Annotated in this window: 12 protein-coding genes; 5 read left to right on the top strand and 7 right to left on the bottom strand. The window is 42.4% G+C overall.

The window, feature by feature from the left end; genetic code table 11:
- Positions 1–18 precede the first annotated feature (18 nt).
- Positions 19–1,575 carry a phospholipase D family protein gene (locus ACS72_RS02190; protein WP_048881096.1) on the bottom strand — a complete coding sequence of 519 codons (1,557 nt, stop codon included), beginning with the start codon at positions 1,573–1,575 and terminating at the stop codon, positions 19–21.
- Between the two features lie 123 nt (positions 1,576–1,698).
- Here ACS72_RS02190 and ACS72_RS02185 point away from each other — a divergent pair, with 123 nt between their 5' ends.
- The 5 genes from ACS72_RS02185 (at position 1,699) to ACS72_RS02165 (ending at position 8,155) form a co-directional block, all read left to right on the top strand.
- The gene (locus ACS72_RS02185) at positions 1,699–2,811 is read left to right on the top strand and encodes an S-(hydroxymethyl)glutathione dehydrogenase/class III alcohol dehydrogenase (RefSeq protein WP_048881095.1); all 1,113 of its coding nucleotides are present in this window, start codon (positions 1,699–1,701) and stop codon (positions 2,809–2,811) included.
- 205 nt (positions 2,812–3,016) lie between these two features.
- A complete protein-coding gene (locus tag ACS72_RS02180) occupies positions 3,017–3,547 on the top strand; it encodes a hypothetical protein (RefSeq protein WP_004809525.1) in 531 nt (176 codons plus the stop codon).
- Positions 3,548–4,068: 521 nt separating this feature from the next.
- Complete coding sequence (locus ACS72_RS02175) at positions 4,069–5,118, top strand: 3-deoxy-7-phosphoheptulonate synthase (RefSeq protein WP_048881094.1); 1,050 nt, start codon at positions 4,069–4,071, stop codon at positions 5,116–5,118.
- 243 nt (positions 5,119–5,361) lie between these two features.
- The gene (locus tag ACS72_RS02170; protein ID WP_048881093.1) at positions 5,362–6,540 is read left to right on the top strand and encodes a PilT/PilU family type 4a pilus ATPase; all 1,179 of its coding nucleotides are present in this window, start codon (positions 5,362–5,364) and stop codon (positions 6,538–6,540) included.
- A 409-nt stretch (positions 6,541–6,949) separates the two neighbouring features.
- Positions 6,950–8,155 (top strand): PilT/PilU family type 4a pilus ATPase, encoded by a 1,206-nt coding sequence (locus ACS72_RS02165; RefSeq protein WP_048881092.1) that lies wholly within the window; start codon positions 6,950–6,952, stop codon positions 8,153–8,155.
- 58 nt (positions 8,156–8,213) lie between these two features.
- Here ACS72_RS02165 and ACS72_RS02160 read toward each other — a convergent pair whose 3' ends face one another.
- From ACS72_RS02160 to ACS72_RS02135, 6 genes are all read right to left on the bottom strand, one after another.
- Entirely contained in the window at positions 8,214–9,392 is a 1,179-nt protein-coding gene (locus ACS72_RS02160) for an MFS transporter (RefSeq protein ID WP_048881091.1), read from the bottom strand.
- A 231-nt stretch (positions 9,393–9,623) separates the two neighbouring features.
- Positions 9,624–9,998 carry a glycine cleavage system protein GcvH gene (gcvH, locus tag ACS72_RS02155; protein ID WP_048881090.1) on the bottom strand — a complete coding sequence of 125 codons (375 nt, stop codon included), beginning with the start codon at positions 9,996–9,998 and terminating at the stop codon, positions 9,624–9,626.
- A 72-nt stretch (positions 9,999–10,070) separates the two neighbouring features.
- Positions 10,071–11,099 carry an AraC family transcriptional regulator gene (locus ACS72_RS02150; RefSeq protein ID WP_048881089.1) on the bottom strand — a complete coding sequence of 343 codons (1,029 nt, stop codon included), beginning with the start codon at positions 11,097–11,099 and terminating at the stop codon, positions 10,071–10,073.
- 152 nt (positions 11,100–11,251) lie between these two features.
- Positions 11,252–11,701, bottom strand: coding sequence for a MaoC family dehydratase (locus tag ACS72_RS02145; RefSeq protein WP_004895014.1), 450 nt, complete (start codon positions 11,699–11,701; stop codon positions 11,252–11,254).
- Between the two features lie 3 nt (positions 11,702–11,704).
- Complete coding sequence (locus tag ACS72_RS02140) at positions 11,705–13,549, bottom strand: ABC transporter ATP-binding protein (protein ID WP_004809508.1); 1,845 nt, start codon at positions 13,547–13,549, stop codon at positions 11,705–11,707.
- 254 nt (positions 13,550–13,803) lie between these two features.
- Positions 13,804–15,060, bottom strand: coding sequence for a mechanosensitive ion channel family protein (locus tag ACS72_RS02135; RefSeq protein WP_048881088.1), 1,257 nt, complete (start codon positions 15,058–15,060; stop codon positions 13,804–13,806).
- Positions 15,061–15,393: the final 333 nt, after the last annotated feature.

Raw genomic sequence — 15,393 nt, 5'->3', positions numbered from 1 at the left:
TTCGTCATCTGTTTGTCATTACATTGCCCATTCAGCTGGGAAAGTCGTGACTAAATGCATCATAAAACGCTGGAATCGGGTTGTTTCAGGATCATGGGTAAATTTTAAAATTTTTCCGTCTTTCTGTTGGTCGAGCCAGATAATTTCCCCTTTATCATTCAGCTTAAGTTGATAAGCAATACGTGGCAGATATTTATCTAGTGAGGCTGCAATTTCATTTTGAAGCTTCTCTGATTCGATCACCAGTCCGACTTCAGTATTCAGGCGTGCTGAACGGGGATCAAAGTTAAAAGAGCCGATAAAGACTTTGCCATTCGCATGGAAAAACTTGGCATGCAGGCTGGAGCTGTTTTTATTTTTAGCTGGAATCACATTACCTGTCATTTTCTCATACCAGGTACGTTCCCGACGTTCGATATAAGGTTTAAATTCCCAGATTTCTATACCATTTTTGAGTAATTGATTACGGTATTGCTGATAGTAGGCATGTACCACAGGCACATCATTCGCCAAAAATGAGTTGGTGACAACTCGAATTTTCACGCCATTTCGGGCACGCTTGCTCAGATAATCCGTTCCCCATTGGGTGGGAACAAAATAGGAAGACACCAAGTCTAACTGATTTTTTGGTTCACCCATCAGATCTAACATCTGGGTATAGATGAAGTCTTCATCATTTATCGTGTGACGTGCCTTTCTGGGTGAATCGGCAACAAAGTGCGCACTGGCCCATTGCACAGGTTGTGACTGTAATTGTTTGGCAATTTGTTGCTCGGCAATATTGACGCGACGCTGGGTTTCCTTGGCATCCAAACGGGTTTGAGCAAATAATTTTCTTAATTCAATCAAATCATCCGGTTTAGACCTTTCCTCTAAGATTTGCTGGATATCATAACTCAGCGTATCATTCCAGAAGTCGATAAAAGACTGGTTGGCATCTGTGACCGCATTGCCGGCAAAGAAAATATCGACATCGGTAAACTGAAAATCATTGCTGGCTTCAAAATATTCACTGCTGATATTACGGCCACCGGTGACAGCCACACTGCCATCGGCAATGATCAATTTATTGTGCATACGGTGATTCACTTTCTTTAAACGCAGCCCATAATCTAGGGCGCGAAAGTGACGAAATTTATAAGGATTAAATAATTTGGTTTCGATATTAGGATGTTGGCTCAGCGCAAGCAGTTTATCATCCAGCTGAGTACCATTCTGGTCATCAATTAATAGCCGGACTTTAACTCCGCGATCGGCGGCATTCAACAACTGGGACAATACCAGATTGCCAATAAAATCATCGTTCCAGATATAATATTGCAAATCAAGATGATGCTTGGCGTGATTGATCAGGTGTAGTCGTGCTGCAATACTCATAAAACCGTCATATAGCGGTAAATAAGCGGTTAAACCTTCCTGAACATTTTCCCGGGCTTCGGTTTTTTGAATCCAGTGCTGGGATTGTACCGGTGTAATTTTTGCTTTAGTCGATGTGTTTGGATCTAACTCACAGCCTGTCAAAAAAATGGATAAGCTAATAAAACTGATACAAAGTGTTTTAGTTCGGTGAGTCATTGAGTTTCCATTAATTATTTGGCTTTATTCTTCCCATATTAAGGATGTTAATGGTTGAATCTCAGAATAGAAAGAGGTTACTGTTAGTCATCTGTTAAATCAGCAAACAAAGGATAGTTTTAAATGAAATCACGTGCAGCGGTAGCGTTCGGTCCAGGCGAGCCATTACAGATCGTTGAAGTTGATGTCGCACCACCGAAAGCTGGCGAAGTTCTGGTAAAAATCAGCCATACGGGCGTGTGTCATACTGATGCCTTCACTTTATCTGGTGAAGATCCCGAAGGTGTATTCCCGGCAATTCTGGGCCATGAAGGTGCAGGTGTGGTGGTTGAAGTAGGTGAAGGTGTCACCAGCTTAAAACCGGGTGATCACGTGATTCCTCTATATACTGCTGAATGTGGTGAATGTCTGTTCTGTAAATCTGGAAAAACTAACCTGTGTGTTGCTGTACGTGCGACTCAGGGTAAAGGGGTAATGCCGGATGGTACCACGCGTTTCTCTTATAATGGCGAGCCAATTTACCATTACATGGGCTGTTCAACATTCTCTGAATATACCGTGGTTGCTGAAGTTTCTCTGGCGAAAATCAATCCGGAAGCAAATCATAAACACGTTTGCTTATTAGGCTGTGGTGTCACTACAGGTATTGGTGCAGTACATAACACAGCAAAAGTACAGGAAGGTGATACGGTTGCAGTATTCGGTCTGGGTGGTATCGGGTTGGCAGTGGTACAAGGTGCCCGTCAAGCCAAAGCCAGCCGTATTATTGCAGTAGATACCAATGCTGATAAATTTGAACTGGCAAAACAGTTCGGTGCAACCGACTTCTTAAATCCAAAAGACTATGACAAGCCAATTCAGCAAGTCATTGTGGAAATGACAGGCTGGGGTGTAGATCATTCATTTGAATGTATCGGTAATGTCGACGTAATGCGTTCTGCACTGGAATGTGCACACCGTGGCTGGGGTCAATCAGTCATTATTGGTGTCGCTGGTGCAGGTAAGGAAATTTCGACTCGTCCATTCCAGCTCGTGACTGGCCGTAAATGGATGGGGACGGCATTTGGTGGCGTAAAAGGTCGTTCACAATTGCCAGGAATGGTTGAACAGGCCATGAAAGGTGATATCCAGCTGGAACCATTTGTAACCCATACCATGCCGCTTGAGCAGATTAACGAAGCATTTGATCTGATGCATGAAGGTAAGTCGATCCGTACAGTGATTCATTTTGACTAAGCGGATTAATTTTAAAAGACCGGTAAATACCGGTCTTTTTTATGTTTATTTATTTTAAATTGGATACATTTGCCTCTTAAACCCTCACAAAGCTTAACTGAATCCGCACAAGCCTTCTAAAGTCATTTTGGCTCAGAGCTTTATAGTGATGAAAGCATATTGATATGCGTTAAGAAAACCATTTTCAACAATAAGGATAAGCTCTATGTCGAATGATAATTTTGATCGTGATTTAATCAAGAATTCTCCGAAAGAAGTACGTGATGATTTAAATGCCGATCCAATTACTGGTGAACCGGGTGCGCATCCGGTAGGTACAGGTGTCGGTGCTGCAGGCGGTGCAGCTGCAGGTGCAGCAATTGGTTCTGCTGCTGGTCCGGTTGGAACTGCTGTCGGTGGCGTTGTCGGTGCAGTGGTTGGCGGGTTAGCGGGTCATGGTGTAGGTGAAGTGGTAAACCCAACCGAAGAAGAAGCATATTGGCGTGAAAATTCATTAAATACGCCTTATTATACTGAAGCACGTACAAGTTATAGCGATCTGGATTATGATCGTGATTATCATACGGCGTATCAGGTTGGTTATGAAAACCGTGCCCATTATGATGCTAACACCCGTTTTGAAGATGCCGAATCTGATTTAAGAATCAAATGGGAACAAGTAAAAGGCGAGTCGCGTCTGAACTGGGAGCAGGCTAAATATGCGATTCGCGATGCTTGGAACCGTGTTTCACGTTGATTCTGCTTTAATAATGAGTAACTGAATCTTGACAAGGTCTGAGGTAGCTTCAGATCTTGTCAAACTTTGGTATAGCTATGACAAATACGTGGATTGATAAATAAAAATAGCCACACTAATAAATATTTTTTTTACAATTTTTACTTGTCAAATACTGATATACCGCGTATTTTAAATTTCATATTCACATTTTTATGAATGACATAACATGCTCAAGCAACCTGTAAACTTAAACGCTTATTATTATTTCTGGCAGTTTAGATGATTGCCTGAATGCGTTCGGGCAAGTAAAAGGTTGCCCACCCAGTTTATACCTGATCGGCAACCCTGATCAGGTTTTTTTATGCTTGTTATATTTACTAATTTTGGAGACAGCCATGACTTATTTTAATTATTCATACTTTAGCAACTTTTATTGGTTCTACTTTAACCAGTTGATGAACCTTAGCACCCAGACACCTAGACCCATAAAGCTCAAATAAAAGTTCGGACTGTATTGATCAGTCCAAAGGATGAAAGTCATGAATAGCGTTATTACATCACAACAACAGCAAACTGAAACTCTATTAAGCCTGCCGGCAGAACTGAAAGCACAATTGCCATTGTCTCCACAATTGGCTGAACAGATTGCCGGACAGCGACAAACCATACAGAACATTCTAGAGGGTAAAGATCACCGTCTGATGGTGATTACCGGACCATGCTCCATCCATGATGAAGCCTCCGCACTTGAATATGCAGAAAAATTAAAACAGTTACAGGCTCAAATTTCTGATCAGATTTTCCTGGTCATGCGTGCTTACATTGAAAAGCCTCGTACCACAGTCGGCTGGAAAGGTTTCCTATACGATCCTGCACTGGATGGTTCATCCAATATGCAGTTGGGTCTGCAAAAATCTCGCGAACTTTACCTGAAAATTATTGGCATGGGCTTACCGATTGCTTCGGAAATCCTCAGTCCAATGGCGACGGCGTATTTCGATGATTTACTGGCGTGGGGTGCGATTGGTGCACGTACCAGTGAATCTCAGATCCATCGCGAAATTTCTAGCCATATGCCATACAGCATCGGTTTCAAAAATGGCACTGATGGTTCGATTCAGATTGCTTTAGATGCGATTCAGTCAGCTTCTCATCCGCATCAGTTCCTGGGCATGAGCCAATCGGGTTTACCATGTATTTTAAATTCCAAAGGAAATCCAAAAGCCCATCTGATTCTGCGTGGATCAAATAGTGGTCCGAACTACCAGTTATCTGAAATCGAGAAAATCAAAGCCAAACATTCAGCGGAATTGCCAGCATTAGTGATTGACTGTAGCCATGGCAACAGTTCCAAAAATCCGATGTTACAACCAGAGGTTTTAGAGCAGATCGTGGCAGAACGCTTACAGACCAATGTTCGCGGTGTGATGCTGGAAAGTCATCTGGTTGATGGCAATCAGAAAATTTCAGATGATATGGTTTACGGACAGTCGGTTACAGATGGATGTCTGGGCTGGACAAAAACCGAACAACTGTTGTTAAATATGATAGATTCACTGCGACTGGAAGGTTTAAAGCGTAGTGCTTAAATTTACGGTCATGCCTTTCCTCAGACTGTTAGGGAAAGGCATGAGTGAATGCTACAGAGAGGAAGACTGCTGATAAAGTTTCGATCAGCACCTTTACTATGTTGAACATACAGAATAATAATCAATAAACATATATTTATAAAAACATCAGAAAATAAGTGATTTCACAATAACAATAATTTTTCAGGATCTGCATCAAACCGTTTTATATCGCGCGATGGACATGATCTGAGGGAACTGGATATGTATACACCCGAATTGCTCGATGAAGCACGTAAATTTATGCACCATATGCTGACCAAAGTGGTTGAATATGGAGGTTCCGATCTTTTTATTACCGCAGATTTTCCACCAAGTATCAAACAGCAGGGCTTGATGAAACCTTTTGGTCAGCAAAAACTGGCAGCGGATAAAACCCGTTTGTTTGCCTATGCTTTAATGAATGAACGACAGATCAAGGAATTTGAATCAGTGATGGAATGCAATTTCGGTATCAGTGTACCGGGTGTATCACGCTTCCGGGTCAATGTCTTTCAGCAACAGCATAATGTTGGGATGGTAATCAGAACCATTACTACGGAGATTCCAAGCTTTCAGCAATTAGGACTACCAAACTCTTTGCAACAAGTGATTATGGAAAAACGTGGGCTGGTTCTGATTGTAGGTGCGACAGGTGTTGGTAAATCTACCACACTTGCAGCCATGATTGATCACCGCAATACCTATTCTGAAGGACATATTATTACCATAGAAGATCCTGTGGAATACGTGTATCAACATAAAAAGTCCATGATTACCCAACGTGAAATTGGCGTAGATTGTGTTTCCTGGCATAACGCGCTGATCAATACCATGCGTCAGGCACCGGATGTAATCGTGATTGGTGAAATCCGGGATACTGAAAGTATGGAGCATGCGATTGCCTTTGCTGAATCCGGTCATCTGTGTTTGGCCACCCTGCATTCTAATAATGCCGATCAGGCTTTAGATCGAATTATTAATTTCTTTCCGGAAGAACGCCGCAATCAGTTATTAATGGATTTATCCGCCAATATGAAAGCTGTGATTTCGCAACGTTTGATCCGTACCGAGGATGGGCAAGGCCGTAGAGCTGCCGTTGAAATTTTATTGAATACGCCACTGGTGTCTGATTTTATCCGTAAAGGAGATTTTTACGAGTTGAAAACTATTATGGCGCGTTCGCGTGAACTCGGCATGCAGACCTTTGATCAGGCATTATTTGATTTGTATAACCAGGGAATTATTTCTTATGACGAAGCCTTGCGTAATGCAGATTCAAGTAATGAAATGCGTTTGCAGATCAAATTAAAGAGCAGTCGCATCAATCCCGCTCTTCAGGAAGAAGGAAGTAAAATGAGGATACTGGAACAGTCTAAGGAAACTACACTTTCCAGAAACTGACATACAGCATTTTGCTGAAATCAAGCTGCATTCAAATGCAGTTAAGTTGGATGATAATTTTTCAGCGGTGGTTTAAAGATCATAAAGCTTTAGCCACCAAGATTTTTAATTTAATTTCCTTATTTAAAAAAATATGTGGACGGATTCATTTCGATGAGTTTCCAATTTACTTTTCTAAAATCTGAACTCTAGTTTATCAATAGTTATAAATATTAGATTTTAATTTCATTAAGATCATTTCCCTTTATTTTTATTTTCTTTGAATCAGGTCACAGAATTATTTAAAAAATTATCTTTATAAATCAAATGTGTTTGAGCCTTTTGAAAAAACGCTGCACAATAAAATCAAAATATATTGATATGAGTCTTTTTTTGAAGATTTATACCATTGTGCATTACAGAGGAAAATATGTTTACGGCAGAGTTATTAGAAGAAGCACGTAAGTTTATGCATCATATGCTGACCAAGGTCGTTGAATATGGTGGTTCAGACTTGTTCATTACCGCAGACTTTCCTCCGAGTATCAAACATCAAGGATTAATGAAACCTTTTGGGCAACAGGAACTCACCCCAGAAAAAACCAAACTGTTTGCCTATGCACTGATGAACGAAAAGCAGCGTAAAGAATATGAAGCAGAACTAGAATGTAACTTTGCCATTACTGTACCGGGCGTTTCACGTTTCCGTGTCAACGTGTTCCAGCAGCAGCTCAATGTCGGCATGGTGATCCGGACCATCACTGCAGAAATTCCGAATTTCCAGAAGTTAAAATTACCAGAGTCACTCAAGCATGTGATTATGGAAAAGCGCGGTCTGGTACTCGTCGTGGGCGGTACAGGTTCAGGTAAGTCGACTTCGCTTGCTGCGATGATTGATTATCGTAATGAAAACTCAGCAGGTCATATCATTACCGTAGAAGACCCGGTGGAATATGTACATAAACATAAGAAGTCAATGATCACCCATCGCGAGGTCGGTGTAGATAGCCATTCCTGGCATAATGCCTTAAAAAATACCTTGCGTCAGGCACCCGATGTGATTCTGATTGGTGAAATCCGGGATACGGAAACCATGGAACATGCAATTGCCTTTGCCGAAACAGGGCATCTCTGTCTGGGGACGCTGCATTCCAACAATGCCAACCAGACGCTCGACCGGATTATTAACTTCTTCCCGGAAGAACGCCGTAATCAGTTATTGATGGATCTGTCTTCTAATATGAAAGCGATTGTCTCTCAGCGTTTGGTCCGTACTGAAGATGGCAAGGGGCGTCGTGCCGCAGTCGAAATTATGCTGAATACACCATTGGTATCAGATCTGATTCTGAAAGGTGATTTCCATGAATTAAAAGCTATTATGGGCAAATCACGTGAACTTGGTATGCAGACTTTTGATCAGGCATTATTTGATCTTTATAATGAAGGTGCGATTTCTTATGAAGAAGCATTGCGTAATGCTGATTCGACCAATGAACTTCGTCTGCAAATCAAACTGAAAAGTACGCGTGCTAATCCAGCCATGAATAATACGGCGACCGCATTTAGCATGGTGGAAGAGAAAAAGCCGGACAATGAAACGGATGAAGATGCCAGTAGCACAGAACAAAGCTCATAAATCTTAGAGGCTTAAATTAAAAACCGACATGAAATAAGGTCGGTTTTTTATTGCTGGATTAAGCTATAACAGTTGTACGTTGAACCACGAATTTAAAATACAGTAGGCTCAGGGCTGTTAGAGCGGCACAAATAATAAAGGCGAAGCTGAAGCTTTGCTTGGTAATCATCATCCCAACGACTAATGAGCCAATGGCAATGCCGATGTCGTAGCAGGTGTAGAAAGTCGAAGTGGCATAGCCAATCCGGTGCTTGGGAGCACGTTGAATGGCGAGAGTTTGCAAACAAGGTTGAGCACTGCCAAAACCTAATCCAATCAGTACGGCTGCCAGCATAAATCCAGTCAGGTTATGAATCTGACTTAAAACCAATAGCCCCAGACTAAAGGTAAGAACCGCAGGATAAATTACATATTGTGGACCTTTACGGTCATAAATTTTGCCAGTAATCGGGCGTAGGCTCATCATGGAAATGGCAAAAACCACAAAGAATAAACCTGCGTACTGCATCAGATGAATTGAACTGGCAAAGGGGGCAATAAAGGACATGATGCTGGCATATGAGAAGGAAATCATCATGACCATTAAGGCAACGGTCAGGGATTTTCTCTCAACAAAATCACTTAAACCCAAATGGGTCTTTTTAGCTTCACTGTCAGGTTGTTTAACTTCTTGCACCGGAATTAGAAAGCAGAAGATATAACCGATAAAGATCATGGCTACCAGTACAGCAGTCACCATGGTATAGCTTAAATAAGGAATAAGACTTAGGCCAATGAGGGGACCGAGTACAATTCCGAGATTCACCGACATGGCATAATAACCCATGCCTTCGCCTCGGCGACTATCCGGAATAAACTGGTTTACCACAGGAACACAAACGGTAGTGAGGATACTAAACCAGACCCCATGGAATAAACGCAGGATATATAAGCTGGTCATATTGCTAATAAATAAATAGCCAAAAGCAATGAAACAGAACATCGTCGCCGAGATAATTAAAGTACGGCGCTGTCCCAATTTGTCAATAATCAAACCACTAAATGGGCGGATCAATATCGCAGAAACCATGAATAGCGTCAGGGTTAATCCGGCTTGGGTTACGCTGCCCCCAAGTTCTTTAAGAATATAAATCGGCAGAATTGTGGTTTGTGCAAAATAAAAAATAAACAAAAACATATTATTTGCCAGACAAAGCAAAAAGGGCTTCGTCCACAGCGGCATTGTAGTTGCATTCATGGTTGTCCTGAAGTTTTAATGTGAGACGCTAGGCCAAAAGCAATATTTTTTTTATGGAGTATGCTGAATGCGATGTTCAGCATCGAAGCGCGTCACGATGACTATATGGGAGATTATGTGAATAATACAATAAAAACCGATGTATGTGGCGTCATTTTGATCTGTATGAGGTCTTAAAAATTCAGGCATAAAAAAATCAGCCCGCAGGCTGATTCTTAAAAACAGGTTAGATTATAGGCCTGCTTCATATTCGGTATTGCTGAGCAGTTTTTCGACATCCGCGATATTGTCTGGTTTGATTTTGTAGATCCAGCCTTTGCCGTATGGATCGTCATTAATGAAATCCGGATCATCTTCCAGTGCCGGGTTGATTTCAACAACCACACCAGAAACAGGCGCATGGATATCTGATGCTGTTTTTACAGATTCAACCACACCTGCTTGCTGACCTGCGGTTACATGTGAATCAAGATCTGGTGCTTCAACATAGACCAGGTCACCTAAAGCATCCTGTGCATGGTCAGAAATGCCGGTCACCACAAGATCACCCTCAATGCGTACCCATTCATGTGTACTTGCGTACTTTAATTCTGAAGGATGATTCATTGATAACTCCTTAAATCGCTTAGGTTCATTTTTGACATGATTTATACATTCTTTTTCTGCAAAACAAAAGGCTTATAGATACGGATCTTTACGCCAGTTGCTTGGACTACGACCACTCCAGCGTTTAAAGGCACGACTGAAGTTGGCGACATCACTATAACCGAGTTCATCGGCAATCTGTTCCAGAGTGAAGTCTGTTCGTGAAAGCAGGGAAGTTGCATGACGATAACGTACTTCATCGACCAGTGTCGAGAAAGAAGTGCCTTCTGCGGCCAGCTGACGTTTCAAGGTACGATCCGACATATGCAGACGGTCGGCAACCGCTTCAATACTCAAATAATGCTGTTCTGAATTGGTCAAAATATCCCGTACCCGCATGGCAATACGATGCCGTTCACCCAGTGCGGAAAGTTCTGCTTCACACTGGTTAATCGCAATCTGGCTGGCAATTGGGTCGGCATGCACCAGTTTATTCATCAGATAGTTTTTATCAAAGCTAAGTAACAGATGTGGCTGTTCAAAACGGAACTGATGCGTGGGAAACTTCGCCATAAAGCGTTCAAAGCCTTCCGGCTTTTTAAAATCGAAGTCGACTTCTCCGGTTGCATCGCTGATCCCGGTAATGGCTTTAGCCATACTGATCAGACCAATCATCAGGGCGATTGAAATTTCAGTACGCAGCGGTTCCATCTGAATGTCAGTTTGTAGCTGTACTGTGGCCTTGACACCAAAGGTCGAGAAGAACAGTTGCAGGAAGGGCAAACGCAACTGAATAAAACGGTTGGCCAGCACCAAAGCTTCGGTAATATTATTTGCCGTCATAATGGCATAGCCAATGAAGCCATGAATGGAAATACGCATCTGTGTGCCAAGGTGATAGCCCAAGGTCGGTTCACCAGTCAGCTTGAGTGCGTGTTTAACCATATCATTGGCGATAGCAGTCGGAATTCGGAACTCAGGATCTGCCAGCTGTTCGCTGGTTAGCCCAAAAGGTTTGAATAGCGACTCATCGTTATAGCCCCAGCGGGAGATAACGTCGAGAAGCAAAAGACCATAAACACCCGGGATGCCTTGGTCTTGGCGTGGAACAATCATCTTCATGCGCGATCCGTTGCACTCAGTCAAATTTTTTCTATTTATGTGCCCATATTGGCATGAACTAGCCAGTTTTATCTTTAAAATTGTTGGACAAAATGCTGAGCCTTACCCAAACACTTCAAGCAGATTAGCCTGAAATGTGGGTAAAAATCAAACTAAACTGCTGTAAATTCTCGCTTAAATACCAGAATATTTGTGGTTGAATTAAACAGAACCTGATCTTGCTGGTTCAAGGCTTGGGTTTCATAGCGAACGATGCCACGATCAGGTTTGCGTTTGGAAGGTTGAATATCAGTGATGGTCACAATCACCCGGATTTCATCATCAGGGCGGGTCGGGCAGGGCCAACGCACATGCGAATCCGCCCCAATCAGACCATAAGCAACCGGGAAACATTCGGTCCATAAACGCATGACCACCGCAGCAGTATGCCAGCCACTGGCGGCCAGACCCCGGAAGATCGGATGCTGTTCGGCCTGTTCCGCATCGACATGAAACGGTTGCGGATCATAGGCATGAGCAAACTTTAGAATTTCGTCCTTACTCATGCGGTAAGAACGACTTTTAAACTCATCACCAATCTGCAGGTCTTCCAGATATAACATGTTCTATCCTTGTTCTTTTGTGTCGTGTTCTATTAAAAATCCGCCAGTCTGACGTTGCCACAGATGCGCATAAATTCCATTCAATGCCACCAGTTCATCATGTGTGCCTTGTTCAACAATCTTACCCTGATCCAGCACAATCAACCGGTCCATTTGCGCAATAGTAGAAAGACGGTGAGCAATCGCAATCACAGTTTTACCTTTCATCAGCTCATCCAGACTGCTCTGAATTGCCGCTTCAACTTCTGAATCCAGTGCACTGGTTGCTTCATCCAGAATCAGAATAGGTGCATCTTTCAGAAAGACACGGGCAATTGCAATACGCTGACGCTGACCACCAGACAGCTTGACGCCACGCTCGCCAACATAGGCCTCATAACCACGCTTACCGCGCATATCGCTTAGTTGCGGAATGAATTCCTCTGCCTCAGCTTTACGCACCGCCTCAAACATTTCTTCATCCGTCGCATTCGGACGACCATATTTGATGTTTTCAGCCACACTACGATGTAGCAGTGAAGTGTCCTGTGTCACCATGGCAATATTCTTGCGCAGGCTATCTTGAGTCACATCTTCAATATTTTGTCCATCGATTAAAATACGACCTTGGTCAATACGATAGAAATTCAGCAATAGCTGAATCAGGGTAGACTTACCGGCACCAGAACGACCCACCACACCGATTTTTTCACCTGGTCGTATGGTCAGGTTCAAACCATCAATCACATTTTTGTCATTATAGGCAAAGCAAACATTATCAAATTTGATTTCACCCTGTTTCAGTTCCAGTTCTTTGGCATCCGGCTTGTCCTGAATCGAAATTGATTTACCCAGAGTTCCCATACCGTCCTGAATGGTTCCGACATTTTCAAACAATTGCGAGGTTTGCCACATCAGGAATTCGGCAATACTATTCAGTTTCAGTACCATCGCCGTAGTTGCAGCAATAATGCCGAGCTGAGCCTGACCTTCCATCCATAACCAGATCGCTGTTCCTAATACACCGCCATAGAGTACGAGGCTCAGCAATAAAATACTGATTTCATACTGGGCCCCCAGTCGCATCTGTTTATAAACCGTCACCATAAACTCTTGCATGGATGCTTTGGCATACTGGCTTTCACGGCCTGCATGAGCAAAAAGTTTAACGGTCTGAATATTGGTATAGGCATCGGTCACACGGCCAGTCATTACCGCACGGGCATCGGCCTGTTCATGCGAGATTTTGCTGAGACGGGGAATAAAATAGCTGGCAGCACAGATAAACAGTAGCAGCCATACCATCAGTGGAATAATCAGATAAGCAGAAATTGAACCGAGTACGATGTTAATGGTAATGAAATAAATCACTACATAGGCCAGCATATCACCGAGAATGACCCAGAATTCACGGATCGCCAGTGAGGTCTGCATGACCTTGGCAGATAAACGACCGGCAAAGTCATTGTGGAAGAAATCCAGGCTTTGCTTGAGCAGCAGATTATGAAAACGCCAGCGCAAACGCATCGGGAAATTACTGTATAAAATCTGGTGCTTGATCAAGGATTGCGCACTGGCAAAGAAGATATTGGCCAGCAGGACTACAGTGAGTAAAGTCAGGTTAGTGGCATGTTGCTCCAAAAAGGTGTCTGGCTGACTTTGGCTGAGCCAATTGACCAGATCGCCAATTTTAGCATACAGCAAGGCCTCGAAACTGGCTGCACCGGCAGTACAAAGGACAAGAATCAACAGATAACGGCGTACGCCATAAGCCGCTTGCCAGACAAAAGGGAAAAAACTGGTGGGCAAGGGTTGGTTCAGATTTTTGGTGGGATAGGGATCTACCAGCCGTTCAAGCCATCGAAACATTAGTGTGCTCTTTTCTCATGCATTTTGCTTTTCACGGATTATAAAGGATTCTGTTTTTATAAGGCTGAATTAAGGTGAAATTGCCACAAAATGATTAACTAAATCAAACTTTAGGTTGCAAAGCTTAAAACCTGAAAAAGTTGATTTCAGGTAAATAAAAAATTTAAAAAGACATTGATGAGATTGCATAGCTACATCAATAAAAAAAGCCTGAGATGACGTATCATTTCAGGCCTGGAGTAACTGCGTTGAAATTAAGTAATAATTGGCGAAGCAGGCGCTGTAAATACTTCCTTAAAATCGCTACCTGAAGGTGCCTGATACACTTTCAGGCCAAATTCCGGAATAATTGCCAATACATGATCCATAATATCAGACTGAATGTTCTCATATTCAGTCCATACCGTGGTATTGGTAAAGGCATAGATTTCTAGCGGTAGGCCTTCACTAGTCGGCTGTAATTGACGCACCATCAGAGAAAAGTCTTTAGTAATACCTGGATGCTGTTGCAGATAAAATTCCAGATAGGCGCGGAACGTTCCTAAATTGGTTAAACGGCGCTGATTATATTGGGAATTATGCTGTAACTGCTGGTTGAATTTGACCAGTTCTTCAGTCTTGGTATTCAGGTAATGATCGAGCAGGATAAAGTTTTTGAGTTTGGTCTGTTCTTCCTCACTCATAAAATGCACGCTGCTTTGATCAATATGAATCGAACGTTTGATACGACGCGCACCAGCTTCCTGCATTCCTCGCCAGTTTTTAAACGTATCCGTCACTAACTTATTGGTTGGAATGGTCGTAACAGTTTTGTCAAAGTTTTGCACGGTCACGGTATGTAATGACATATCAATTACATCACCATCCGCATTCAGTGAAGGCATTTCAATCCAGTCACCGATACGCACCATGTCATAAGAAGAAATCTGTACTGAAGCCACCAATGAAAGAATCGTGTTCTGAAACACCAGCATCAGCACGGCAGCCATTGCACCGAAACCCGCCAGTAAAGTAAACACATCCTTTTTCAGGAAGGTACCCAGAATCATCAATCCACAGACAATAAAAATCAGCAGTTTCACCAGCTGCAAATAGCCTTTAATCGGTTTATTACGTGATTTGGGGTTGCGCTGATAAATCAGGTTGAAAATATTCAGCAATTCACCCAGGGCCAGGGCAATGGTCAGGAAAATAAAAGCCTGAGCACCCATCTGCACAAAGGTTTGCACTTTATCTGACAAGTGTGGAACCGTGCTGATCCCATTCATAATCACAATAGCGGGTACAATATTGGCAATACGGCGAATTACACTATGTTCTGCAAAGATCGTGTTGTTGGCAAAAGGCAATTTGGAAATCAGTTTACGAATTCCACGAACAACAACCTGTTTGGCAAACAGATTGGCGATAAAAGCCAGCGCAATCACAATGCTTAAAGAAGACAGCATTTCCAGCCAAGGGTATTGATCTGCCCAATCTTGAATGTTCTGAATAAATCTAAACTGTTCCAACTGATCTTTCTCTTCAATATAAAAATGCCATACAGTTTATAGGCTTAGAAATTATTTATTAACCTTGAATAACGTTTTAAAACATATCTGTCCCGTTACAGTATTTTGATCCATCAATATTATGCTTATAAAAAGATACAAAAACAGATAGAGAAGCAGATTCTGCTTATTTAGAATTTGATTAACCAGCGGACATCTTTATGACTTGTTGAAATGATCAGGAAAGTTTTAAAACTGTCAATTACATCAGGCGAACAGGAGACTTTATCGGCATTTCATATCAGCTCCTAAGTAGCCCAGCTATGATAAAGATCAACATCAAAGATCACCCTC

The sequence above is a fragment of the Acinetobacter sp. VT 511 genome (assembly GCF_001077515.1).
Classification (GTDB): Bacteria; Pseudomonadota; Gammaproteobacteria; order Pseudomonadales; family Moraxellaceae; genus Acinetobacter; species Acinetobacter schindleri.
This window is presented reverse-complemented; position numbering and strand designations above follow the sequence as displayed.

Coding starts and splice junctions, on each gene's coding strand:
- ACS72_RS02185 (WP_048881095.1), top strand. CDS start 1,699: ATGAAATCACGTGCAGCGGTAGCGTTCGGTCCAGGCGAGCCATTACAG.
- ACS72_RS02175 (WP_048881094.1), top strand. CDS start 4,069: ATGAATAGCGTTATTACATCACAACAACAGCAAACTGAAACTCTATTA.
- ACS72_RS02165 (WP_048881092.1), top strand. CDS start 6,950: ATGTTTACGGCAGAGTTATTAGAAGAAGCACGTAAGTTTATGCATCAT.
- gcvH (WP_048881090.1), bottom strand. CDS start 9,998: ATGAATCATCCTTCAGAATTAAAGTACGCAAGTACACATGAATGGGTA.
- ACS72_RS02190 (WP_048881096.1), bottom strand. CDS start 1,575: ATGACTCACCGAACTAAAACACTTTGTATCAGTTTTATTAGCTTATCC.
- ACS72_RS02170 (WP_048881093.1), top strand. CDS start 5,362: ATGTATACACCCGAATTGCTCGATGAAGCACGTAAATTTATGCACCAT.
- ACS72_RS02150 (WP_048881089.1), bottom strand. CDS start 11,099: ATGAAGATGATTGTTCCACGCCAAGACCAAGGCATCCCGGGTGTTTAT.
- ACS72_RS02145 (WP_004895014.1), bottom strand. CDS start 11,701: ATGTTATATCTGGAAGACCTGCAGATTGGTGATGAGTTTAAAAGTCGT.
- ACS72_RS02180 (WP_004809525.1), top strand. CDS start 3,017: ATGTCGAATGATAATTTTGATCGTGATTTAATCAAGAATTCTCCGAAA.
- ACS72_RS02160 (WP_048881091.1), bottom strand. CDS start 9,392: ATGAATGCAACTACAATGCCGCTGTGGACGAAGCCCTTTTTGCTTTGT.
- ACS72_RS02140 (WP_004809508.1), bottom strand. CDS start 13,549: ATGTTTCGATGGCTTGAACGGCTGGTAGATCCCTATCCCACCAAAAAT.